Here is a 23278-nt window from a genome sequence, read left to right as displayed (position 1 = left end):
TCTTACTCTTCCTTCAAACGATGACGACTGATCCCGGCCAACAGCAACCTGAGACCCCATCCCAGCAACAGCATGCTGAGCAGGGTGATCCCGGCCAATCGCACCGGATGATCGGCCAGCATATGCCACAAGCGCTCCCACCAAGGGAGATAACCCACTTCGTAGCGCTCGCCCACATCCAGCGCCGTTACCCCGGACTCCCGAATAATCGCAACGGATCCCTCGACCTGAGACCGCAGCGAAGGGGCTTTCATCGTATCGTTCAGCAATTTGGTGCCTGCAGCACCATCAGCCAACAACGCCACCAGGCTGCGTTGCGGATGAGTCGGCGATTGCAAACCAAGCACCACTGCAATTGCGCGATTACCGCTCATGCCAACCCGAGCCTCTGGCTGGCGGTCGCTACCGGATGAGGTATCAACCGAACGAAACTCACGCCGTGGCTGGTTAACCCAACTCTGGAGGGATGCGAGCATCGCATCCGGCTCGACATCGTGACGAAACTCGGCAGGCAACTCGCCGATCAGCAAAGTATCAAGATCTGCATCCCGCACCTGCTGCCAGTCATTGGCGAGGCTAACCGCCAGGGCCGGATAACCGGTTTCAGCACCGAGAGCACCGAGAGTATCGAGCAGAGTAGTTATCTGCTCGGTAGATGGTTTAACTGGCATGACTATCTGAGTCTCTGATAGATCAGCCAGCCTGCTGAACGGGAACCCCGCGCCAGAGAAGGCTTTGAGGTTGGGCATCTCGATCAGATGGCGATAGCCGGTAAAGTCGAGCGTCGAGTTCTCATCAATCCGTACCTGATGAGCCGGTGATAGCAGCAGATCGCAGCGCCCATCCTCGTGCCCGCCCATAAACTGCTGACCATATTGGAAGGCGAAACTGAGACGATTCGGTTGCCCGCTCTTGAGCCCGGGCATTCGCAATGCTCTGGACTCATCATCGCCGGTCAACCAGAGGGGGAGCGTGAGCAACTGCTTGCCCTTGATCCCGTCGGGCTCCAGGGCATACGACTTCATCAACTGATCATTCACCTTCACATCCAGCCGGGAGCCATCACGCAAAACCGGCGATGTGTAGTGATAATCCAGCTGCAACTTGATCCCGCTCGCACCCGGCTGATAGAGATCTGGGGGCAATTTTACGGTGAGATCCAGCGGCCAGATTGCTCGCCCGCTAGCCTGCAGCTGACCCGGATAGTCGAGCAACTCGGCAAACCGTACCGGACGATCCAGTCTGACCCAGTTGGGGGCGTCATAGGGCACTCTCGGCGCCAAAGGCTTGAACTCTTCAACCTGGACGCTCTGACCGCGCAGCAGTACATTGCCCTGAGCGATCGCTTTGCTGGCAATCAGCAAATCATCCTGATTGCGCCCCAGTATCAGCAATAACTTCACGTAAGGATTGTCAGGGGAACTCACCATGTCGATGGTCGGCCCTGTCACCTTGGGGTAGTCACTCAGAAAATCAGGCCGCGTCTCGTTGGTCGCAAAAATGATGGCATTACGCTTGGGTATCTCGTTTATCAGCACAGGGAAATGCTGTCCTCGCCATTTGGCTTTTGCCCCGAACCAGGAGGCGAGTACAGCCGCGGCTTGTTGCTGCTCCAGCGACACGGCACCGGCAAACACCATGGGCAACACCAGCTGCGCATCATCGCGCGTGTCGAGAAACGGCATAGGGAAGAAGGAGAGTTCATTGCGCACCGGCAGGGTCTGCAACTGCAGATTAAGTCGGGTATCACGATTGATATTGAGCCACAGGGTATCGCTGGCAGGGTTTTCGCAGACTTTTTGATAATGTCCGATGAAATTGAGCTTGAGCCGGTTGAAATCTTTTGCGTAACGGGGGTCAAGTACCATGACGGAATGGCTGCGCTGTCCCATCTGTTTGTCGGCAAGCGGCTGAACCCCCATCAGCTCATCGTTGAGATAGACCTTGAGCTGGGAGATCAGCGGCAGCAGAGAAGGCGAAGGGGTAAAGTCCAGATCCAGCGTGGCCTGAGTCACTACCTCGTCACGCCGCACGGTGAAATCCGCGACGCCATCCGGCGAGTTGCCGCGCAGAGCGAGCGTGCCCGGCTGTGCAGCCATCTGTTCCAGCGTCATTGACCGGGTGCGTACCGGTGCCTCCACCGCAGGCTGCGGCCCCGTCATCTCAGCCGCCGATACCACGGGGGCCGCCAGGATCAATGCAAGCAGGTAAGGTTTTGGTTTCATCATGCTTTTACTGTCTGTGCTGTCGAGATCCCGGACCGAAAATCCGGCGAAACGCGACGTGGAACAAAAGAGAGCAGCCAGAAGACCAGCTTCTCACTGAGAATGCAGAATGGCGCCAGTGGCGTGGAGCGCAGCAGACGCCAATAAGCCCCCCATCCAAGCTGAACTATCTGGAAAAAACTGTGTAGCGGGCGATCGCTGCCCAACCGTTTTTGCCACAGCGACCAGGTATCTGCACGGGCAAAAGTGCACTGGATAAACGCGATATGTTGCGCTTTGTTCATTGGCTCCAGCTCCAGACCGAGGCGGCTGCCAAATACCCGTTGCACCCGCGCAGGAAATGCGGCCTCCCGGCGGCCATAGCGCAACAACAGCCAGACCCGCTCCTTGCCAACCAGGGACAAGGTGGCATCAAGACGCACTCCAACACCTCCATTTGAGTAATCACTGAGAGTGCAGGGATAAAGATGGCCATTGGCAAGCTTGATGGCTGCTGGCATCGCCATCTCCACCCTGGGATTGCTACGCACTTGGCGTGATTCGAATGCGACAGCCAATGCGCCCCCCAAGATAGTCATGTTATAGAGCGCCCATAGCATGCTCAGAATCAGGGTAGGGATCTCATCTGCAGGCCCCGCCATAATTCGCCAAATCCCGAATACCAAACCACAGATATTGAGCAATACCAGAATCAGATAGGGGCGCGAAACCTCCAGATCGAGATAGACCTCCTCCGTCAATCCCCCTTTTTCCGTCACGTTGAACTTGCCACGGTGAGGAGCAAACAGAGCGACTGTGGTTGGCCGCGCAATATACCAGGCCAGCACGGTCTCATAGACCTCCCCCCAGAAGGAGTGGCGCACCTTACCCTGGATCCGGGAGTTCGTCAGGGCGCTATGGAGCAGGTGTGGCAACATGTACAGGGCGATCGCCGCCGCAGGGGCATAGATGACGTAAGCATGGAGGATTAAAAATGCCAGTGGTGCAGTCAGAAAGATCAGCCGCGGAACGCCGGACAAAAAGTGCAGCATGGCGTTGAAGTAGCAGAGCCGCTGGCCAAGGCTTATCCCCTTGCCAAACAAGGGGTTGTCAAGCCGCAAGATCTGCACCATGCCGCGCGCCCAGCGAATACGTTGACCGATATGGGCGGAAAGGCTCTCGGTAGCAAGTCCAGCAGCCTGGGGAATTCGCATATAGGCAGAGGTATATCCCTTACGATGAAGTCGCAGCGAGGTATGAGCATCCTCAGTCACCGTCTCCACGGCCAGCCCACCAATCTCATCCAGTGCCGAACGTTTTATCACCGCACATGATCCACAGAAAAAAGTGGCGTCCCACATATCGTTGCCATCTTGCACCAACCCATAGAAGAGGGCGCCTTCATTGGGCATTTTGCGGAAACGATGTAGGTTGCGTTCAAAGGGATCGGCCGAGAAGAAGTGGTGGGGAGTCTGCACCAGACCCAAAGAGGGATCTTTGAAAAACCACCCCACCGTCATCTGCAAGAAGGAGCGGGTCGGCAGGTGGTCACAGTCGAAAATGGCCACCAGTTCACCGCTGGCCAGCTTGAGTGCATGGTTGAGATTGCCCGCCTTGGCATGCTCGTGAGTGGCTCGCGCCACATAGCGGATCCCGACCTCTTCGGCGAACTGCCTGAACTCCTCGCGACCGCCATCATCAAGCAACCAGATGGTCAGTTTGTCCTTTGGCCAGTCCAGCGCCAGCGAGGCATAAACAGTCCCTTTGACGATGGCCAGATCCTCGTTGTAAGTGGGGATCATCAGATCAACTGAAGGCCAACTGGCAATATCAGCCGGCATAGGGACGGGTGGGCGATTCAGTGGCCATGCGGTCTGCCAGTAACCCAGGATCAGGACAACCCAGGCATAGGTCTCCGCCGCAAGCAGTAGCAGGCCACAAAAGAGACTTATTGGATCAAGCCAGTCCAGGGTGGAGGTATAACGCCACCAGATATATCGGCACGAGACAGTCAGGGAGAGCACCATCATCATCAGCATGGGGTAACGCCCCGGTACGGCCCGCAATACGAACGCCATGATGGCCAACATGATGACGAAGACCAGCTGAGCGTAGAGATCAAAAGGTTGGGTAATACAGAGCAGACTCAACAGCCCAGCCACGGTACAGAGCAACACGCTCTTCCATCTGGCAACGGCCACGGCATTGCGTGACTGACGCAACTGGCTGTGCTCGAATTGCGCCAGCTTCCCCTCCAGCCACAGAGTTCCTTTTTGCCAGAGCCGCAGGCACCAGGCCGGCCAGCGGAAAGGCCGTGGTTCAGGCCTGCGGACCAGCAACCAAACCGTCTGTAGCAGCAAGCGCAGGGGATCGCCTGGGCGAGCGTGCGTCACATGCGGATAGAGGATATCTCGGTGGGCACGCACGCGCTGCCAGGCAGCCCCCTCTAGTGGAAAGACTATCCACGCCAAAAGCCGCAGCAACGTTACCGATGAGGCCGCCCACCGGGAGGAGCCCGCATCTCGCAAGCCCCGATAATTGCGTTGTAACCAACCGATCGCGGAAGGCGTCATCAACGCAGCTAGCATGACGACTCACAACTGTGACTGAGGCACCAGCGAGCCAACGCATCCAGCTCATGGGCAATCAGGCTGTCAGGGGCGTACTCACCAACCGGTAACTTGGCCGCCATGGCCTCTGCCATTGCCTCATCTCGATGCAGACGGATGGAGAGCAACGGAATTCCCCCCTCCCCCCAGAGGTCGAGCAGATCCTGCTGCAATGCCCGGCGACTCGTAAACTGCGTAACCACCACATCCTCATGCGGAACAAAAACATGACGATACAAACGCGTGTGGGCATTGGCGTCGGCATTGACCACGGTGAGCAATCGGGTAGAGGCCACCGGTGTCATGCCTGCAGGCAGATCCAGCAATACCAGATCATATCCCTCCACCGCTGACAACCAGTCGACCGATAGCGGCCCCGCTACACCGGCTTGTGCCAATAAATCCAGACCGGGTCGCCAGCAATAAATGGCAGAGCGCCACGAGTTGACCGGATCAGCCAGCAAGCCCCAACCGCATGCCTCATCATGGGGTCTCCCGAAATGCAGCGGCAATTGATTATCAGGACAAAGATCGACAGCCAGTACTCTGGTGCCCTGCCGCCAAGCAGCCAGCGCCAATCCGGCAACGATAGAGGTCGTGCCAACCCCTCCTCTTATCCCTTGCAATGCGACGGTGATCACTCCGCTTTCCTCTTTAAATCAAGCTCAGAAAGAAGAGGAAAGCGTGACCGGACTTCGGCCAGGTGCTCTTCCAGAGCGATGTCATGATACTGAAAGCTGACACCAAACGCCTTCTGGACCAGTTCAATATCTGTGATCCCATCCCCTTCCACAGGCACATCAAAAGGTACCGGCTTGATTACCAACTCATCTATCGTCATGCCCGTACTCCGGATTATTGAGGATAAGGAACCCAATCGCCCTGTCCCAGTTTGATGTGATAGCCATCTTGATAATGCACCACCACGGTGCCCTGATTTTCCGACACCATAGGGGTTCTAGGCAGGTTGTTCAGCAAACCATCCCAATCGATGGTCGGCGCATCAAACAGGTCACTCCCCAGCGTTTTGGCAACCAGTTCGGAAATAGCGAGATAGCTGCTTTCCCCTGCGATATGACGGGTTGGCTCATGGGCTGCGCGAGTCCCGATAAAAGCAATGCCGACAGGAATCCGGGTAATAGCAGGGCTGGGAATATCGCGTAAACCTGACATCTGCATGCGATCACCGGCGAGGGCAGCGCCATGTTCGGGCACCACCACCACCATCACCTTGCGCCCGGAGCGCTCCAGCTCGGAGAGGAAGTGATCCAGTTGATCCAGCAAGGTTCTCAGCCTCGCCTTGTAAGGTGCAATCTGCCGATTTTTGACATAACGATTACCATCATGCAGGGCAATCAGGTTAAAGAAGGTGGCATTGCGAGCAGCCTGGCTCTGGCCTCGCTCATTCAGCCAGCGAGCAAACAGGGCATCATCCCGATAGATCGGCTCACCGTCAAAAGAGGCCAAATCATGGGGCAGACCGTCTCTGCTCATGGGCTCCGTATCCAGAGCGGCCAGCTCTTGCAACTCCCTGAGATAATTGCCAAACGTCCCCGAGTGATCCATTGCCACCTGCTTCTCGAAGCCCAGTCGAGCCAGATTATCGAGCAACAGACACTGTTTGGGGGCAGCCAGATAGAGATCCTGGTGACTCGGCTGACCACAACTGGCCCTCAGCAGACGAATCGAGGCCGGGCCGCTATAAGAGGTGGCAGAATTAAAGCTGTCGAACATCATATCGAAATGCCGCCAAACCGGATGCTCCTGTAGACCGCTCGCCTCGACATCACTCCAGGCCAACGAGCAGATGTTGATGACAAGCACATCGAAAGGCGTTGCCTTGGCAGGCAACTGTTGCGGAAACCGCGTCTCGCGCCCACGCTCTTCAAGATAGAAATCATTGAGATAGGCATTGAGGTTGGCACTAGTGGGCGGAGCACTCTGATCAAGCTGCTGCTCCAGCTCTGCCGCCCCTGATTCATTCTCAACGACCCTTTTCACTGGCTGGGTAGCCACGCTTGATGCTGGCGCATTCGTTTCCGGTAGCACACTCGACAACTGGGGGGAGAGCCATAGCCAGAGCAGCGCAGCCAGCACCCAGGGTGTAAACCGTAACCACTGAGCCAAAAACAGATACATGGTCAGCATGACAAAACCAACACCAACCATTTCCCAATTAATGAAACGTCCCAGCAACTCTAGCCAGTAACCGGCAGTAAAGGCGAAAACTTGCCCACCTTGACTGAGAATGCTCTCTATCCCCGGTAGCCAGGTATCGTGATAGAGAAGCCCGAGCCCCACCGGCAGGGCAATGAATGTCCGTGCCCTTCGCACCAACCGATACGGAAACGGAAAGAGCAGAAATGCAGCAAAGACCAGATTGGCCAGCGGGTGGAAATTGAGATATCCCCCCCACAACAGCGCCAGCTTGCCCAGAAAATAGAGGTTCCAGCCACCCAACCCAAGCCAGTTCCAGGTAGGGGGAGAAAGAGAGTCTGAAGATGTATGTCGCGTCATTGAAACCGGTCTACCTGTCGCCACCAAACCGGACTATTGCGGCTAGGGCACAACTTCCAAATTGATAACAAAGTTATTTAGCCCCGCAGCATAGCATGTGGTCAGTTAAATATCTTTATGAGTGTTTTGCATACAGCATTACATACCTATGTAATGCTAGTTATTGGATATATGATTCAAAAATGATTTTTTGTTCATTTTATTACTAAAAACAACAGTGAGCCTCACTTTACTCCCATTCTTGGGTTCCAAATTCCATTACACCGCAGGTGCCAACGAACTGAACACTGTCTGCATATACGCTCCGGCATGCGAACTGCTTGAGGCGTAATGGGGATTACGCCATGATGTCCAGCCCGGCTGACCGCCGGTTTTACTGGACAGTCAATTTCAAGGACCCCCCATGTTTGAACACGTCGATGCCTATGCTGGCGACCCCATCCTGACCCTGGTCGAGACCTTCCACAAAGACACCCGCGAGCAGAAGGTGAACCTGGGGATCGGCCTCTATTACGATGAGCAGGGCCGCATTCCGCTGCTACCGTCGGTGCAGCAGGCCGAAGCGCAGCGCGCTGCCGCCCCGGCGCCGCGTCCCTACCAGCCGATGGAGGGTGCAGCCAACTACCGCACTGCGGTGCAGCACCTGCTGTTCGGTGCCGACCATGAAGCGGTCAAGGCGGGACGTATCGCCACCATCCAGACCATCGGCGGCTCCGGCGCCCTGAAGATCGGTGCCGATCTGCTCAAGCGCTACTTCCCGACCTCCGAGGTGTGGGTCAGCAATCCCACTTGGGACAACCACAAGGCGATGTTCGAGGGGGCCGGCATCAAGGTGCACGACTACCCCTACTACGATGCGGCCACCGGCGGCGTACAGTTCGATGCAATGATCGACTGCCTGAGCGCCCTGCCAGCAAAAAGCATCGTGCTGCTGCACCCCTGCTGCCACAACCCGACCGGGGTGGATCTCTCCCGCGCCCAGTGGGATCGGGTGATCGCGCTGGTGGTCGAGAAGAATCTCATTCCTTTCATGGACATCGCCTATCAGGGCTTCGGTGACGGGCTGGAAGAGGATGCCTACGCCATTCGCGCCATGGTGGCCGCCGGCGTCAGCTTCTTCGTCAGCAACTCGTTTTCCAAGAACCTCTCCTTCTATGGCGAGCGCTGCGGCGGCCTGTCGGTCATCTGCAAAGATGCCGAAGAGGCAAGCCGGGTACTGGGCCAGATGAAGGCCACCGTGCGTCGCAACTACTCCAGCCCGCCCACTCACGGTGGCCAGATCACCGCGGCGGTGATGAGCCAGCCGGAGCTGCACGCCCTGTGGGTTGATGAGGTGACCGGGATGCGTACCCGCATCAAGGCCATGCGCCAGAAGCTGTTCGAGGTGCTGAGCGCCAAGGTGCCGGGCCGTGATTTCAGCTACTTCATCAACCAGCGCGGCATGTTCAGCTACACCGGCTTCACGCCGGAGCAAGTTGATCGCCTGCGCGAGGAGTTCGCCGTCTATCTGGTGCGCTCCGGTCGCATGTGCGTGGCGGGCCTCAACAGCCGCAACGTCGACTACGTGGCCGACGCCATGGCCGCGGTGCTCAAGGGCTAATCCGCTTCAGCCCCGCTCACGCGGGGCTTTTTTTGTCTGTTGCGTTCGCAGTCACCTCTTGAGAGGTCTGCTCACCCTCCCCCGGCTGTGAGAGAATGCCAGCGGGTCACGCTGCATCGCCCTGATCCCGAGCCTGTTTATCTTCATCCGCTTATCTTTATCCACTTCAGGAGCCACTATGGATCTGATCGCTCTCTCTCGGCTGGGAGGTCGCCATCTGGTCACCCTGCATCTGCTGCTCGACAACCAGAGCGTCACCCGCACCGCCGAGCGGCTCTGCACTACCCCTTCCACCGTCAGCAAGACCCTCAACCAGCTGCGGGATCTGCTGGGGGATCAACTGCTCTATCGCCAGGGTAACCAGCTGCTGCTCACTCCTATGGCCGAGCGACTGGCTCCCACCCTGCACCGGCTGCTGGGGGAGCTTAACGGTCTCACTCGCCAGAACGCCTTCAACCCCCAGCAGTGGCAGGGCAGCTTGCGACTGGGGTTGCGCGAGAGCGTGATGACCTGGCCGGTGGGCCCCATTCTGGGCCAGCTGATGCAGGAGGTGCCGGGCATGGTGCCGGAGATCTGGAACAAGGATGAGCAGGGGCTGGAGGCACTGGCGGCGGGCAAACTCGACTTCGTGATCCTGCCCCATGACCAGAGCCAACCCTTGCCGCGCCAGCCCGGGCTGGTGTGGGAGACCCTGCGGGAAGAAAAACTGGTCTGCCTGCTGCGCAAAGATCACCCGGCGCTAACGCGCCCCTGGGATCTCGATGCCTACCTGAGCTGGCGCCATATCGCCATCCGGGATCCGGAGCTGGCCAACCCCTTCTTCGAGCAGAGCCTGGCCCAGCAGCAGGTACGTCGCCAGATTGGCGCCACCCTGCCCGATTTTGCCAGCGCAGCAGCCCTGCTACCCCAGACCGATCTGATCCTCACCGCCATCGGTGGCTGGGCGGCCTGCATGGCCAGTCAGCCGGATCTGGTGATGCGTCCGGCACCGTTCGATTACGGCAAGGTGAGTCACAGTCTGGTCTGGTATGGCCCGGCCGGTGATGGCTCAGCCCGCCACTGGTTCCGCCAGCGGATCCTGCAACTGGGTCGCGAATTGATTGAGCCCTGAGCCGGGCGACAGAGAGGAGAGGTTGATGTTTCGCCGCGGCGAAACATCAACGGCAATGAGGGATCAGGGGCGTTTGGTATAGATGGGGCTGGGGAAGGAGGCGACGTTGCTGCCCAGCTCCGTGATGCGAGCCGCCCCCTGCTTTCTGACCTGATCGATGCGCAGCACCTGATGCATGGGGATCAGGGTGTGGCGCACATCGGCAAATTCGCTCTTTAGCTTCTCGTGGCCGGGATCGACGATAAGCGCCGTGTGGTTGTCCCAGACAAAGTCGGCAATCTCGATAAAACCGAACAGCGAGCCCTGATTGACTTCGCGCACATACACTTCGTAGCGCTCGCTGTGGCAAATAAACTGAACCCGATATAACGCCTTGCTTTCACTCATGATTATCTGTCATTGAGGGGGAAGAAGATGGCCATTATTCTAGCCGCCGTTCTCGCCCCCTCCAATAGACAGAAATCACAGTTGCGGCCTTTCCATGCCACACCTCACGCCATAACGGTCACCGGATGACGCAGCCACTCAGCGCATCAGGGCAGGCAGTGAGACCGGCCCCAATCCTGCTGCGCGCAAGCGGCTGGCCAGCAGTTCCAGCTCGGTTTGACTGGCCTCTGGCCATTGCGCCGCCTCCCCACGGACTCCGTGGTGGCGAAAGCCGTTGAGGCGAATGGGCACAGGCCCAAGCTGTTGCAGAAACGCGGCGAGATCCGCGTCCAGCTCACCACTCGCATCCAGAAAATCGCTCTTGCCCGGCACATGGAGCAGCCGCAGTTCGGTCAGCTTGCCGTGGCGTGCCAGCAGCACCAGCGACCCCAGCACCCGCTCGCGACCATAACCGGTCAGCGAGTGATGCACCGAGTCGCGCCACCCCTTGAGATCGAGCATGACGCCGTCAAGCACCGGCAACAGACGCTGCCAGCCGGTTTCGGCCAGCGAACCGTTGCTGTCGAGCAGACAGCCGAGATGGGCCAGATCCGGGGCGGCCTTGATGGCGGCAAACAGCGCAACCACGAAGGGAAGCTGGGTGGTCGCCTCGCCGCCGGAGACGGTAATCCCGCTGAGCAGCGGGCCGTAGCGACGCAGCAGGGCCAGCACCTCGGCCACCGTCATGGTGGCGGTCTTGGGATTGGCGCTGCGGGGGCAGGCATCCAGACAAGCATCGCAATCGGTGCAGAGCGCCGCCTGCCAGCGCACGTTGCGTTTGCCAGGGCGGCCCTCAGCAAGGGTGAGGGCGCCGCTCGGGCAGACTGCAAGGCAGTCGCCGCAATCGTCGCACAGCCCTATGGTGTGGGGGTTGTGGCAGCCGGGACAGCGGAAGTTGCAGCCCTGCAGAAACAGCACCAGCCGGTTGCCCGGCCCGTCAACACAGGAGAACGGCAGCACCCTGCTCACCAGGGCGCTGCGTGTTGGCAAAACATCAGCCATCGGTGCGAACTCAATACTCGCAGATGGTCGATTCGTGGGCGACCACTCGCGGTGCCCGCTGACGGATGGCGGTCACTTCACTCGCCTCGGCACCGAGACAGGTGGTCTGCAACCGCGACCCTTCTTCTGCGAAGCGGGCCACGTCGCTCTTGCGGATCATGTAGCCGGTTACCCGTACCAGATCGCTGTCGGCCACGTTGGCGGTGAACTCGCGCATGCCGATGGCGAGCGCCCCTTTGCAGAGCTGCAGCAGTGCCTGCGGGTTCTGGCGGATGGTGGGATCCAGCGTCAGGATCTCGCTGATCCCCGAGTGGTAATAAGTGTGGTGCGGCGCCAGCGCCAGCACATGGCTGGCGGGATCCGGTTCCTGCCCGTAGGGGATGCGCACCCCGGGGGTGACAGCCACATCGATGCTGAGGCCACCCTGTGAGTGAAGCAGCGCATGACCACCCCAGGCATGGGTTTGCGGGGTGCTGGTCACAAAGGCGGAAAGCTGGGCCGAGATGCGATAGCCAAGCTGGTTCGCCTCCTCGCCGTGGCCGTAACGATCCGGCAGATTCTCTTTATCCATCAGGATATTGACCGCTTCCGCCATACCGTAGATGCCGAACATGGGGACGAAACGATCCTCATCCAGCAGCCCCTCTTTCACCAGGAAGCTGTCGAAGAAACCTGACTCATCATGGAGGAAAGCGGCGCGCGCGTCGATCAACTGGGAGACCAGGCGGCAGTAGTGGGGCAGCAGGCAGCCGAGGAAATCATCGATCCCCTGACACTGCTCGGCGACCCGCTTGAGGGAGATGCGCACCAGGGTATTGGCGCCACCCGCCTGTGGCAGGGCGTTGTAGCAGCTGACGATGCCAAAGCCGCGGGCGTCGAAGGTATCGCGGTGGATCGGGTAGTTGGCGATGTGCGGCTTGCTGCACTCGGCGATGTTCTTCACCGCCTGCAGCAGCAGGCTGTCCGGGGTCTGCTCGGGATCGTGGAAGAAGGTGAGGTTCGGCGCCACCTGCTTGAGCTCGTTGTCGATGCGCAGGATCAGGCGGCAGATGCGGTTGTCATCCGGCCCGATGTTGACGTGCATGAAGGCGTCCGGCAGCACCCTGTCCAGATAGACCCAAAACCCCTTCAGCTTGCGATAGAGGGTCTCGTCATCCAGTTCGCCGACAAACGGCAGCAGCAGATGGTCGAGCCGCCCCAGCCAGACCGGCATGCCGGTGACGGAGGGGACATGGTGATAGAGGATGCGCAGGGCGTTGAGCGCCTCGTCGAAATCCTGCGGCGGCGCCAGCTCCAGCCAGGCAGAGCCCTGACTCAGAAATTTTTCATAGTCCGGCAGCACATAGCGCGGCTTATAGGGGGCATGCCCTTCGAACATGTCGCAGATAAATCCCTGCTCCATCGCCTCGGCGACTGCAGCAGGCAGGTCGGGGTAGGGCAACGCATTCTCGGCGGCCAGCGCCAGTGCATGGCTCTTCTGGGCTGCAGAGAGATGGGGATCGCGCACAATGCGCTGACAGGTTTCGGTCAAAGACATGGGACACTCCTTCACGGACAGAGCCCATATCCTCACCGTTTGCAGGCTTTTTTTGAAGTGACATTCACAACAATACGAATGTCCCAAAAAGACATCCACAAGAAACGATCACGCCCCAAACAGAACGGGGGCCTTGTCTGCCGACAAGGCCCCCGTTGTGCGGATCAGGGCTCGATGATGATGGGCGTGCCCGGTTCGATGGCGCTCCACACCTCGTCCAGCTCGTGGTTGAGCATGGCGATGCAGCCGTTGGTCCAGTTGGAGGGCTGAACCCTGCGGTTGCCAATGCTGTTGCGCTGGCCGTGGATCATGATCATGCCACCCGGACGTACACCCAACTCATTGGCTCGCTTGATGTCATCAAGGTTCGGGTAGTTGATATGGATGGCTTTGTAGTAGCCGGAATTGGTCTTCTTGTAGTCGAGGGTGTAGCGCCCTTCCGGCGTACGCTGATCCCCTTCCTGCTGCTTGTGCCCCTTGGGCGCCGGGCCCAGTGCAATCCAGTAGCGTTTCACCTCTTTGCCATCCTTCATCAGGGTCAGGCTATAGGTCGACTTCTTGACTATCACCATGTCGGCAGACAGGTTGGCAAAACTCAGTGCGGGCCAAAGCCCCAACAAACACAGTAATACGGCTCTCATTCCATCCCTCGACAAGCCTCTGGTGCGGGCTTTTCTTGTTACCAGATCATCTGAACTATGCCCGCCGAGCGGCGAGCGAGCGCCATGATATTGGATCGCCATCAATACTCAATATGCCCGGTAAAACATATCTTGCAACTGCGGCGACACCGGCCCTGAGCGCCGTCATCTGGCATTGGTAATTAACAGTTAAAACAACAAGATACAAAACATTATCGCGCTGGCACCCGGGGCAATGATCGGCGAAGATAACACTCCACTCCCCGACAGGTTTATGCCATGCGCTCTTCGTGCCGCCTCGCCACCCTGCTGTTCTCTTCACTACTGTGCTCGCCGCTGCTGCTCTGGCTGCCCGCCAGTGTCGCCGCCGATGCTCTCTGGCTGCGCGAGCCCGCCCTCTCCCCCGATGGCAAGCAGCTTGCCTTCACCTGGCAGGGGCGCATTTTTATCGCCAGTGCCGAGGGCGGCCCCGCCATCGCGCTCACCGGCAGCGACTACCTGAGCCAGCGGCCGGTCTGGTCGCCGGATGGCAAACGGCTCGCCTTTGCCGCCAATCTCTACGGCAACGAGGATGTGTTCGTGGTACCCGCCAGCGGCGGCGAGATGGTGCGCCTCACCCGTGATTCGCGCACCGATCTGCCGCAAGCCTTCAGTGCCGATGGCAAACGGCTGCTACTGAGCAGCCAGCGGCCGGGGTCCGCCGAGGCCGACCATTTTGTCGCGGAAGGCTACCAATGGGGCGAGCTCTACTGGACCCCGATCAGCGGCGGCACCTTGCAGGCCGATCTGCCGCTGCCTGCGACCCTGGCTCGCCCGCACGGGGAGCGACTCGCCTACCAGATGCCCGCGGCGGATCAACCCTTTCGCAAGCATCAACACTCTTTTGCGGTACCCCGCCTCTGGCTGTTTGATGGCAAGCAGCACAAGCAGCTGACCGAAGATCGGGTCGCCGCCACCGATCCGGTCTGGAGCGACAAGGGGGATACCCTCTTTTACCTGAGCGAGCGCAGCGGTGATTTCAACGTCTGGCGCCGGGATCTCGCCAGTGGCAAGGAGCAGCAGCTGACCCACTATCAGGGCCATCCGGTGCGGGGGCTCAGCGCCTCCCGCAATGGCGATCTGGTCTGGTCATGGCTGGGGGAGCTCTATCGCCTCGATGCCGGTAGCAGCGAGCCACGCAAATTGACCCTCACCCCGCAAGTGGCGAGCGCGCCGGATGAGGCGAGCGAGGCCCTGACTCTGGCGGACGAGGCGCTGGTCAGCGAGGAGGCGGACGAGCTGATCCTGGTGAGCGAGGGCAACCTGTTTGCCGTTGACCCCGAGCGGGAGCGGGTGCGCCAGCTAACCCGCGACCCGAGCGAGCAGTCCAGTCCCCTCTTTGCCGAGCAGGGGCGCGCCCTCATCTATCTGTCGGAGCAGCAGGGGCACGCCGCCCTCTATCGCCTGCGCAAGGGGGATCCGGATCTGCTGTTCAGCGATCCGGGTACCCTGACCGAGAGCCTGCTGCTGGCGATTCCCGGCAAGGGGATCAGCCGTCCGGTGCTCTCCCCCGACGGCAAGCAGCTCGCCTTCGTGGTCGATGGTCAGGCCATCCACCTGCTGGATCTGGCGAGCAACAAGCAGCGGGAGCTGGTGCCTGCCAGCTTCAACCCGTCGCGCCACGAGGTGCATCTCGCCTTTGCTCCCGACTCCCGCCATCTGGCGCTCACCTTCCGCCCCGATGCGGCGGAGCAGGAGATCGCGGTGATCGACACGGCCAATCCCAAGGCCAAACCGGTCAATGTCAGCCTCAACGGCTATCAGGATGGCCAACCGGGCTGGAGCCAGGATGGCGCCATCCTCTACTGGCAATCGACCCGGTTTGGCGCACTGGGGCCCGATGGCGAGCCTCTCGTCACCAACCTGCTCGGCATTTACAGCAGCCGCGCCGCCAGAGCCGATGCGATGGCCGAACTGGAGCCGCCGAAAGGGGGATACGGCTTTGAGAGCGATCGCCTCAACCATCGGGAAGCGCTGCTGCTGCAACCCACCGGCACCCTGCTCGCCAGCCGCATCATCGGCGACCAGCTGATCTATCTGGTGGAGGAGATGGGGGTCAACAGCGAGAGCGAGATAAAGGGCTACAGCCTGGATCTGCGCAAGGGCAAAACCAGCGAACTGTTTGGTGAACAACCTGGCCCCGCGCTGGCAAGCCTCAACCAGCAGGGCACCCTCGCCACCCTGGTGCGGGATGGCGAGATCACACGCATCCACCTCGACTCCGGCGACGCCACCAGCGCCCCCTTCGCCTTGCAGCCCACCAGCCGCTGGCAGGAACGCATGACCGCCGCCTTCGATCAGATCGCCCGGCTCACCCGGGATGAGTTCTATCTGGACGACATGAACGGGGTGAACTGGGACAGTTATGTCGCCGCTTACCGCCGCCTGCTGCCGGGCATCGGCAACCCGCGGGACTTTGGCAACCTGCTGGCGGAGCTGGCCGGCGAGCTCAATGTCTCCCACACCTGGGGCAACGGCCCCGCCCCCTTCCCGCGGATGGCGGACGAGACCGCCAGCCTCGGCGGCTACTGGCAGGATGGCGAGCAAGGGGTGATGCTCACCGCCCTGCTCTCTGGCGGCCCGCTGGATCAGGAGAGCGATATCGCCCCGGGCGCCCGCCTGCTCGCCATCAACGGCAGCCCGATTGCCAATCAGGCCGAGCTGGATCGGGCCCTCAACCATCAGGTCGGTGCCCGGCTCGCCCTCACCTTCCAGCAGGAGGGCAACAAGCAAACTGACGAGGTGGTGCTCACCGCCATCGACAAACAGCAGGAGTACCAGTTGCAACAGGCTAGCTGGATTGAGAAACGGCGGGAGCAGGTGGCCAGGCTGAGCGGAGGACGGGTCGGCTACGTCTATCTGCCTGCAATGAATAGCGAGGTCTACGATGCTGTGGTGGCGGATGCCCTCGGCAGACAGCGCAATCGCGATGCGCTGATCGTCGATGTCCGCTTCAACAGCGGCGGCTATCTCGCCAATACCCTGGTGGAGTTTCTGACCGGCAGCGGCAGCACCAAGGGGATGGGCAGCAGCTGGCCCCGTCAGGGCAAGGGTGAGACCGACGCTGCCACCCGCCAGTGGACCAAGCCCTCGGTGGTACTGGTGAACGCCGCCAGCTACTCGGAGGGCTCCGCCTTCCCCGAGTACTACCGCGCCCTCAAGGTCGGCCCCATCGTCGGCGATCCGGTGCCCGGCACCGGCACCATGGTCTACAACCACGACTCCCGGCTGATCCCGGGGCTCGCCTACGGCATTCCGACCCTGGGGCTACGCAAACCGGACGGCACCTTCTACGAAAATCAGGAGCTGATCCCGGATGTGCAGGTGCCGCTCACCCCCGCCGACATGGTGGCCGGGCGCGACCCGCAGCTGGAGGCGGCGGTACAAGCCGCCCTCAAGCAGTTGCCAGCCAGCGCCAAATAACTGCGCTCAACGAAAGCGAAACAGCTCGCGATGCAGATGCCCGCCCGGCAACAGCCGGCTCAGGGCATCTGCCATCCCCTCTGGCCCGCAAAACCACACCTGCTCAGGCGCATCCTGCGCGATACGGGTCAGATCCAGCCGCCCGGCAGCCTTGTCCAGATGCAGCTGATAGCGCACGCCGGTGCGATGACAGAGCTCGGCCAACCGCCGGTGGTAGACGGCGCCTGCCAGATCCGGCGCACTCTGGATCAGAGTGATCCCCTCGCTGCGCTCCCCACGGGCAGCCAACCCCTCCAGCCAGGCCACAAACGGCGTGATGCCGATCCCGGCCCCCAGCCAGAGGGCTCGCCCTCCTCCCTGTGGCGCGACAAAGGCGCCATAGGGCCCGGTCACCACCACCCCATCCCCGGCGCGAGCCTGTGCCACCAGCTGACGGGTATGATCCCCGAGCGCCCGCACCGCGATCACCAGCTGGCGCCGATCCGCTGATACCCGCACCAGGGTAAATGGGTGCGGCCCCTCCTTGGCGTCAAACTCGAAGAAGGCAAACTGGCCCGGGCGGTAATGGGCGAGCGGCCGCTCCAGCTGCATGGTCAGCTCGCAGGTCTGATCCGCCAGCGCCCGCACCGCAATGACCCGGCCCGGATGGCGATCCCTCGCTCCTACCTGCCCCAACAGGGAGTAGAGGGCGCCGATGGCACCTATCCCGCCAATCAGCCAGACTGATACACCCACCGGGGTCATGGCCCCCACCTGAAGCAACAGGCAAAGCCCGTGACTCCAGCCCGCCAGATAGATGAGCGGGGCCAACCGGTGGATCAGTCGAAAACGGCCATAACTCACCAGCGCCAGCAAACTCAGCACCACCAGCGCGATCAGCAGATAGAAACTCCACTCCCCCAGGGTATTGCCAAAGGCATGGAGCGAGATGCCATTGCCTGCTCCGACACCCACTTCGGCAGCGCTGGCCCCACGCCGTGCGGGACGACTCAGCCAACCTGCCGAGACCGCCCACTTGGGGGCCTCCACCAGCAACCAGTGAGCGGTCAGCGCCAATGCACCGCCGATGGCCGTCTGACGGTGCAATCGCAACATCCGATCCAGACCACCACACCAGAGCTCCAGCTGCGGCAGGCGCAACGCCAGCAACAGCGAAATCGCCATATAGGTCATCCCCAGCAGGCCGGTCAGCAACAACATCTCATGGCGCCAGGGCCACACCCCGTTAGCATCCCCCGCATAACCCAGCCACCAGACCCCGACCGCCAGCAGTGGCAACAGCCACCAAACCCGTTTCCCCGTCATAACATGCTCCCTGGTTCCATCGCTGCAGGGCCTCATCTCCCTGCTCATGGCGCCATTACACACCCGTCCGGTCACAAGACTTTGCCAGAGGGGGAAGGTTGTGTGGCAATGTGTGACAAACGGAAACAAAAGAGGGGCCGACTGGCCCCTCGTGATCACGCTTGCAGGCTCGCCTCTTTTCATAGGGGATGGCGCACAATCCACCTCCGCTGTGATTGACGACCTGCCAGAAAAAGGAATCAAATGGGGACATTACATATCTGCGGCGGAAAACCTGCAGCCCACTCTTCCGGACAAGGAGCCCCCCTTGCTTGCATCCACCGAAAAACGCTTCTGCCCCAGCTGTCAGCGCGAGACCAACCATGTCGTGGTGCTGGTCGACAAATCCTTTGGCAAACAGCCGACACCGGAGCAAAAGCGCAAAGCGTTTATCAAGGACTTCATTACCGGCTGGGCGGCAGGCCCCTTCCTGGCCAACATGGATCGCTTTGAACGCCATGTCATCTGTGAACATTGCGGCAATAAAGTCATTGATGAATGACCAATCATGACCCAAAAAGACACTTTACCGGGTACTGCCCGCCTCGCTGTAGGTGACAGGTTATAAAACAGAAAGGGGCCAACCGGCCCCTTATGATGACTTTGTCGCGGTGGATCGCTTTCGCATCAAGCGATACAGCAGCTTGTTGTATTTCGCCCAGGAGTGGATCAGCAGGAAGATGCCGAACAGCAGGGCCAGAAACAGTTGCCTCTTGCTTCCACTGAACAGCACACCCGCAATCCACAGATGACAACATTACACGCCCTGCGAGTAGCAAATCTTTACCGGCAATCGCTCCCTGAGTGCTCGCTGAGCGCCACAAGGTAACGACATAAGAGGTAACGAGGGGAGACAATTGTCAGGCTTAATGTACCTGTCGCCTTCATGACCACAACCAAAAAGAAGGCGTTGCGATTCAGGATCACAACGCCATTAGTTCAATCAAACAACACAGTCACCGGCAACCCTTCCACCTGCAGGTTCGGGGGTAATTTTTCATCCAGCGAGAGTGCGACCTTGAGAGTTGCCTTCTCGCCCTCGAACGGAGCGGCCAGCTGAGCAGGCAGCTTGTCTGCCAGCTCCACCGGTCTGGCTACCCTGGCCGCCAGACGCTCGCCACTGGGCAACTTGACTATGGCCTTATGACCCGGCTCCATCGAGGAGAGGTATTTGGGTAATACATAGGCAATGACCAGCGGGTCTTCCCGCTTGGCGATCAGTGCCAGAGGCGCGCCCGAGAAGACCCAGTCTCCCTCCTGCACCAGCACATCGGAGACCTTGCCGGTGGCCGGTGAGATAGGTTGTTGCTGTCTGGTGATGGCTTGCATCTCGGTCAGCTCCTGCTCCAGCTGGTGGCGAGCACTGGCCAGTGGTCCCGTCAGCTGATCCTCTTTGATCTGCAACTCTTGCTGCGTTTTTTCAGACCGTGCCTTCTGCAAATCGATACGGGACTGAGTCCAGCTCAACAAGGCGCTGGCATATTCGGCGCTGGAAACCAGCTTCTCCTTCCGGTACCCCGCGTACTCCTGATAGATCCCCTCCTGCTCACGAGTACCCCGCTCTGCAATGCTGATCTGCTCATCTAGGTTGCTCAATATCGCCTGCTCGGCAGCGCTCTTGTCCAGCTCGATCGCTTTCAGACGCGCTTTACGCCCCTCGATATTGGCCCGGAGCGTCGGCGACTCGAATCGCATCAGGGCATCTCCTTGCGAGACGGCTTGACCAGGAGACATATAGATGTTGCGAATGAAGCCATCGCCATTGGCCACCACCAGTTGAGGCTCAGTGGTGATGATGGCAGGCGCCTGGGTCAGCCACCACTCTCGTCCCAGATACCAGAGCAGTATGATGACGGGGCTGAATGCCAGCAGCAGGATCAGATACCAGCGGGCCCGAAATGCGATGCGCTTGGCGGGGGCATAGAGCACCCGGATCCCTTGATCAGAGGTAGCGTCCTGTTTCTTGGGGGGATTGAATGTGACTTTCATCAGAATTTGTTTCCTCGTTTTAATACCCACCAGGGAGCCATGCTGCTCTCCTCATGACCGCGACGGAAGATTTCGTTGAGCAGTGCCACGGCACACCATAGACGCATCAGCAGGGTATAGAGCGGATACAGCAACAACCATGGCAACATGAGCAGATCCGCTTTAGGCCGCTCGGAAATGGCTAGCAGAAACACCATAAAGTTGACCAGAGTAAGAAATAGATAGACCTGGTAGAGGCACAGCATCAGGGCCGTCACGAACGGACCTGGATAACTGAGCACCAGCCACCAGCTGTACCCCATGACCAAAAGCGACAGCACCACGTTTTGTGCCACCCCGTAGATCAGAGTGAACAAAAAGGTCTTCCAGCCCAGAATGCGCGGAGTCAGCGATAGCTTGTGCTTGCGCAGGTAGAGAAACAGCAAATCCCCATCCCAGCGCAGACGCTGGTTTGCCAGGGTCACCAAATCAGCAGGGGCATCCGTGTGGCCTATGGCTCTGGGGGCAAAGCCGATCTTCAGCTTGGGATGGCGTTTGAGGTAGTGCTTGATCCGCACCGTCAAATCCAGATCTTCTGCTGTGTGGGTATCCCACCCTCCAATCTGGCGCAGGAAATCGCGGCGAAAAGCCCCGAATGCCCCCGAAATATTGTTGATCAGGTTCCATTCGCTCAGACCCGTCTTGCCCCCCTGCATGGAGATCATGTACTCGATCCCCTGCATACGGGTCAGCACACCATCGCGCAAGTTGCGCACCCGCAACGCCCCACCAACGGCGGGCACGTTCGGGTCATCGAAGCAGGCAACAATCTCGTCGATCATGTTGTTGTCGAAGGAAGTGTCCCCGTCGGCATTCATGACTATCTCGCCGGTGGCCGCCGACAAGCCGGCATTGAGGGTCGATACCCGCCCGCCACGCTGCCACTTGGGCAACAGTACCAAGGTGCGCCTCTCGCAACCCTGAAACTCGGCAACGCAGTTGAGGGCCGCCTGATAGGTATGGGCGTTGGCTTTGGCGCCATCTATCACCGCAATGATCTCCAGATGGCCGCGATAGAGCTGCTCTTTGAGGGTCAGAATTGTCGAACGAATCGCCTCTCCCTCGCCATAACAAGTGATGATGCAAGAAACTCTGGGACAACGGCGCGACAGGGGCAAATCAGATTTTTTTGGCAGCTGACGAGCAAACCACTTGAGGATCCCGGTCAGGGTCAGCGCCATCAGAGGCACCTCCATCAGCAGCAACATGGGCAACAGCAGCAGGATCATCCTGGGCGAGAACTGCAGGCTGCCCAGGATCTCGGTCAGGATGTACCGAACCGTACTCATCCACTCAGGCATCCTGAAGGCTCCCGTCCAGCCAGCGGCTCAACCAGAGGCCGGTATCTTCACCCAGCGTGGTGGGAAGCGGCTCTACCTTTACATTCAGCGTCAAGGCATCCAACCCTTCAACATTGTTGAGCGCCAGGATCCGCCCCTGCAAGATCTGCCAATCCTCCACATTGGTGTGCGGCAGCAACAACAGCAGTTGATCATCGGCATACTGGCAAACCACATCTGTATCCCGAAAAATCGCCTGCAGACGAGCCAGCAAGGCACCCAATCTCTGCTGAGTCTTCAACAGGCCCAATTCGGCGCGCAGCTCGGCGAGCTGCTCGATCTGGATAGCCAAAAGGGTATGGTTGCCGCCGTGGCGCTGCAGCAGCCGGTTGCTCCATTGCAGCAGCCAGGGGAAGTGATCCATCGCCATCGGCGCCCCCCAGGTCAGGGGCAGATGCAATTGCTGGGTACCCTCGCGAGCAATATGGCGCGCCAATTTGCCGATGCGGTACTCATAGATGGGAGATACCAGCAGATCATCGGGTTTGTGAGCCTGACCACACTCATGACATCTCGCCTGTACTGCCGCCTCCATGAAACGGGCATGACAGGAGAGACAGCGATACTTCTCCAGTGGCCGATCATAGTCGACTCCGATATGGCGCAGAGTCGTCACGCATTTGGGACAGCGCAGCACGCCCTGCTGCATGAAAGCATCCTGATCATCCACATGACCGCAAGTGAAACAGTGCACGGCAGGTTTGGCCTGAATGGCAATATGGGTACATTCAGGGCACACATCGACGAAATTGAGATGAGCCGAGTTGCAACTGTTGCACAGGCGCACTCGATCGACCAGTTGCTCACTCTGCAACAGCCGTTCCGAGACCAGTTGTGGCAAGGATGCAACTGCATCGGCCCCCAGCAGACAATCCAGCAACGGGTAACTGTAGCCCTGGCGACAGCCCGCCTGCCAGCGTGGCAACAAACGAAAATGAGCCCTTGGCCAGCTGTACCAAGCCAGCTTCTCCATTTCGTCGGGGTGTTCACGCGGCGTCAGCAGTGACAGCCTCTCCAGCATGTCAGGCACTCGCTCATCCAACTGGGACAGAAGGCCATCGGACAACATTGGAGAGAGCGGACTCTGCGTCACGCAAAATACGGGATACAGGAAGCGAGAAGGATCGCGGCGGATCGCCAGCAAGATTCGATCCTGCTCTTCACTGGGCAAGTTAAGCAGCAATACCGGCAGCTCGGCTGGCTGCCACTGGGACAAGTCACTGAGAGACCGGATGTTTCGCTCTACCGGCGCCCCCAGCAGGGAGACTAGGCCGAGTTGTTCACTTGTGCTCGTCATGGGGAGATCACCTCAATTCCACAGGCAAAAAATAGGGGATGGCCCGATGGGGCCGTTACCTCAGTATCAACCTGGATAGAAAAAGCGGAGAACAAGCTCCCCCAGTCAGGCAGATACCAGCGACACGGTCGATGCAAGTGACCGATGTTTGGGATATGGG

The 23278-nt window shown here is 59.6% G+C and carries 17 protein-coding genes; 4 read left to right on the top strand and 13 right to left on the bottom strand.

Annotated features, from left to right (window positions below; translation table 11 throughout):
* Positions 1 to 2 precede the first annotated feature (2 nt).
* Genes bcsB through bcsG form a run of 5 tightly spaced genes read right to left on the bottom strand, consistent with a single transcriptional unit; the run spans position 3 to position 7273 of the window.
* Positions 3 to 2225, bottom strand: a complete 2223-nt coding sequence (gene bcsB / locus BSP75_RS16205; protein WP_083617221.1) for a cellulose biosynthesis cyclic di-GMP-binding regulatory protein BcsB — start codon at positions 2223 to 2225, stop codon at positions 3 to 5.
* Positions 2225 to 4792, bottom strand: coding sequence for a UDP-forming cellulose synthase catalytic subunit (gene bcsA / locus BSP75_RS16200; protein WP_075113879.1), 2568 nt, complete (start codon positions 4790 to 4792; stop codon positions 2225 to 2227). Before bcsA ends, bcsB begins: the two co-directional genes overlap by 1 nt.
* Positions 4786 to 5454 carry a cellulose synthase operon protein YhjQ/BcsQ gene (locus BSP75_RS16195; RefSeq protein WP_042062992.1) on the bottom strand — a complete coding sequence of 223 codons (669 nt, stop codon included), beginning with the start codon at positions 5452 to 5454 and terminating at the stop codon, positions 4786 to 4788. The genes bcsA and BSP75_RS16195 overlap by 7 nt, the downstream gene beginning before the upstream one ends.
* Complete coding sequence (gene bcsR, locus BSP75_RS16190; protein ID WP_075113878.1) at positions 5451 to 5654, bottom strand: cellulose biosynthesis protein BcsR; 204 nt, start codon at positions 5652 to 5654, stop codon at positions 5451 to 5453. The genes BSP75_RS16195 and bcsR overlap by 4 nt, the downstream gene beginning before the upstream one ends.
* 14 nt (positions 5655 to 5668) lie before the next feature.
* Positions 5669 to 7273, bottom strand: coding sequence for a cellulose biosynthesis protein BcsG (gene bcsG / locus BSP75_RS16185; RefSeq protein WP_253186647.1), 1605 nt, complete (start codon positions 7271 to 7273; stop codon positions 5669 to 5671).
* A 460-nt stretch (positions 7274 to 7733) separates the two neighbouring features.
* Between bcsG and BSP75_RS16180 the strand changes: the two genes are divergently transcribed.
* Together BSP75_RS16180 and BSP75_RS16175 are read left to right on the top strand one after the other, a co-directional pair.
* Positions 7734 to 8930 carry an amino acid aminotransferase gene (locus tag BSP75_RS16180; RefSeq protein ID WP_075113876.1) on the top strand — a complete coding sequence of 399 codons (1197 nt, stop codon included), beginning with the start codon at positions 7734 to 7736 and terminating at the stop codon, positions 8928 to 8930.
* 178 nt (positions 8931 to 9108) lie between these two features.
* Positions 9109 to 10041 carry a LysR family transcriptional regulator gene (locus BSP75_RS16175; protein ID WP_075113875.1) on the top strand — a complete coding sequence of 311 codons (933 nt, stop codon included), beginning with the start codon at positions 9109 to 9111 and terminating at the stop codon, positions 10039 to 10041.
* A 63-nt stretch (positions 10042 to 10104) separates the two neighbouring features.
* On the opposite strand, the gene BSP75_RS16170 is transcribed toward BSP75_RS16175, so the two are convergent.
* The 4 genes from BSP75_RS16170 to BSP75_RS16155 all read right to left on the bottom strand — a co-directional run bounded on the left by BSP75_RS16170 (position 10105) and on the right by BSP75_RS16155 (position 13647).
* A complete protein-coding gene (locus tag BSP75_RS16170; protein WP_042059647.1) occupies positions 10105 to 10428 on the bottom strand; it encodes a DUF1820 family protein in 324 nt (107 codons plus the stop codon).
* Positions 10429 to 10566: 138 nt separating this feature from the next.
* Entirely contained in the window at positions 10567 to 11469 is a 903-nt protein-coding gene (locus BSP75_RS16165) for a YjjW family glycine radical enzyme activase (RefSeq protein ID WP_075113874.1), read from the bottom strand.
* A 10-nt stretch (positions 11470 to 11479) separates the two neighbouring features.
* Positions 11480 to 13006, bottom strand: a complete 1527-nt coding sequence (locus tag BSP75_RS16160; protein ID WP_075113873.1) for a YjjI family glycine radical enzyme — start codon at positions 13004 to 13006, stop codon at positions 11480 to 11482.
* A gap of 164 nt (positions 13007 to 13170) precedes the next feature.
* Complete coding sequence (locus BSP75_RS16155; protein ID WP_042059638.1) at positions 13171 to 13647, bottom strand: L,D-transpeptidase family protein; 477 nt, start codon at positions 13645 to 13647, stop codon at positions 13171 to 13173.
* A gap of 279 nt (positions 13648 to 13926) precedes the next feature.
* On the opposite strand from BSP75_RS16155, the gene BSP75_RS16150 reads away from it, so the two are divergent.
* Entirely contained in the window at positions 13927 to 17109 is a 3183-nt protein-coding gene (locus BSP75_RS16150) for a S41 family peptidase (RefSeq protein WP_075113872.1), read from the top strand.
* 6 nt (positions 17110 to 17115) lie between these two features.
* Here BSP75_RS16150 and BSP75_RS16145 read toward each other — a convergent pair whose 3' ends face one another.
* Positions 17116 to 18414, bottom strand: coding sequence for a ferric reductase-like transmembrane domain-containing protein (locus BSP75_RS16145; protein ID WP_075113871.1), 1299 nt, complete (start codon positions 18412 to 18414; stop codon positions 17116 to 17118).
* A 112-nt stretch (positions 18415 to 18526) separates the two neighbouring features.
* Between BSP75_RS16145 and BSP75_RS22005 the strand changes: the two genes are divergently transcribed.
* Positions 18527 to 18955, top strand: coding sequence for a hypothetical protein (locus BSP75_RS22005; RefSeq protein ID WP_253186646.1), 429 nt, complete (start codon positions 18527 to 18529; stop codon positions 18953 to 18955).
* A 437-nt stretch (positions 18956 to 19392) separates the two neighbouring features.
* On the opposite strand, the gene BSP75_RS16135 is transcribed toward BSP75_RS22005, so the two are convergent.
* From BSP75_RS16135 to BSP75_RS16125, 3 genes are read right to left on the bottom strand one after another with little or no spacing between them, the layout of a single operon-like run.
* Positions 19393 to 20442, bottom strand: a complete 1050-nt coding sequence (locus BSP75_RS16135; protein WP_042658073.1) for an HlyD family efflux transporter periplasmic adaptor subunit — start codon at positions 20440 to 20442, stop codon at positions 19393 to 19395.
* Positions 20442 to 21782 (bottom strand): glycosyltransferase family 2 protein, encoded by a 1341-nt coding sequence (locus tag BSP75_RS16130; RefSeq protein ID WP_075113869.1) that lies wholly within the window; start codon positions 21780 to 21782, stop codon positions 20442 to 20444. The genes BSP75_RS16135 and BSP75_RS16130 overlap by 1 nt, the downstream gene beginning before the upstream one ends.
* The gene (locus tag BSP75_RS16125; RefSeq protein WP_075113868.1) at positions 21775 to 23118 is read right to left on the bottom strand and encodes a diguanylate cyclase; all 1344 of its coding nucleotides are present in this window, start codon (positions 23116 to 23118) and stop codon (positions 21775 to 21777) included. Before BSP75_RS16125 ends, BSP75_RS16130 begins: the two co-directional genes overlap by 8 nt.
* Positions 23119 to 23278: the final 160 nt, after the last annotated feature.

The sequence above is a fragment of the Aeromonas sp. YN13HZO-058 genome (assembly GCF_001921245.1).
Lineage (GTDB): Bacteria > Pseudomonadota > Gammaproteobacteria > Enterobacterales > Aeromonadaceae > Aeromonas > Aeromonas allosaccharophila.
Note: the sequence above shows the minus strand (reverse complement) of the source record. Positions and strands in the feature narration are given on the sequence as shown.

What these genes read in the sequence shown, in the direction of transcription:
- BSP75_RS16160 (WP_075113873.1), bottom strand. Translation starts at nt 13,006, where the DNA reads ATGTCTTTGACCGAAACCTGTCAGCGCATTGTGCGCGATCCCCATCTC.
- BSP75_RS16135 (WP_042658073.1), bottom strand. Translation starts at nt 20,442, where the DNA reads ATGAAAGTCACATTCAATCCCCCCAAGAAACAGGACGCTACCTCTGAT.
- BSP75_RS16170 (WP_042059647.1), bottom strand. Translation starts at nt 10,428, where the DNA reads ATGAGTGAAAGCAAGGCGTTATATCGGGTTCAGTTTATTTGCCACAGC.
- BSP75_RS16180 (WP_075113876.1), top strand. Translation starts at nt 7,734, where the DNA reads ATGTTTGAACACGTCGATGCCTATGCTGGCGACCCCATCCTGACCCTG.
- bcsB (WP_083617221.1), bottom strand. Translation starts at nt 2,225, where the DNA reads ATGAAACCAAAACCTTACCTGCTTGCATTGATCCTGGCGGCCCCCGTG.
- BSP75_RS16145 (WP_075113871.1), bottom strand. Translation starts at nt 18,414, where the DNA reads ATGACGGGGAAACGGGTTTGGTGGCTGTTGCCACTGCTGGCGGTCGGG.
- bcsA (WP_075113879.1), bottom strand. Translation starts at nt 4,792, where the DNA reads ATGCTAGCTGCGTTGATGACGCCTTCCGCGATCGGTTGGTTACAACGC.
- BSP75_RS16155 (WP_042059638.1), bottom strand. Translation starts at nt 13,647, where the DNA reads ATGAGAGCCGTATTACTGTGTTTGTTGGGGCTTTGGCCCGCACTGAGT.
- BSP75_RS16130 (WP_075113869.1), bottom strand. Translation starts at nt 21,782, where the DNA reads ATGCCTGAGTGGATGAGTACGGTTCGGTACATCCTGACCGAGATCCTG.
- BSP75_RS16150 (WP_075113872.1), top strand. Translation starts at nt 13,927, where the DNA reads ATGCGCTCTTCGTGCCGCCTCGCCACCCTGCTGTTCTCTTCACTACTG.
- BSP75_RS16125 (WP_075113868.1), bottom strand. Translation starts at nt 23,118, where the DNA reads ATGACGAGCACAAGTGAACAACTCGGCCTAGTCTCCCTGCTGGGGGCG.
- BSP75_RS16165 (WP_075113874.1), bottom strand. Translation starts at nt 11,469, where the DNA reads ATGGCTGATGTTTTGCCAACACGCAGCGCCCTGGTGAGCAGGGTGCTG.
- BSP75_RS16175 (WP_075113875.1), top strand. Translation starts at nt 9,109, where the DNA reads ATGGATCTGATCGCTCTCTCTCGGCTGGGAGGTCGCCATCTGGTCACC.
- bcsR (WP_075113878.1), bottom strand. Translation starts at nt 5,654, where the DNA reads ATGACGATAGATGAGTTGGTAATCAAGCCGGTACCTTTTGATGTGCCT.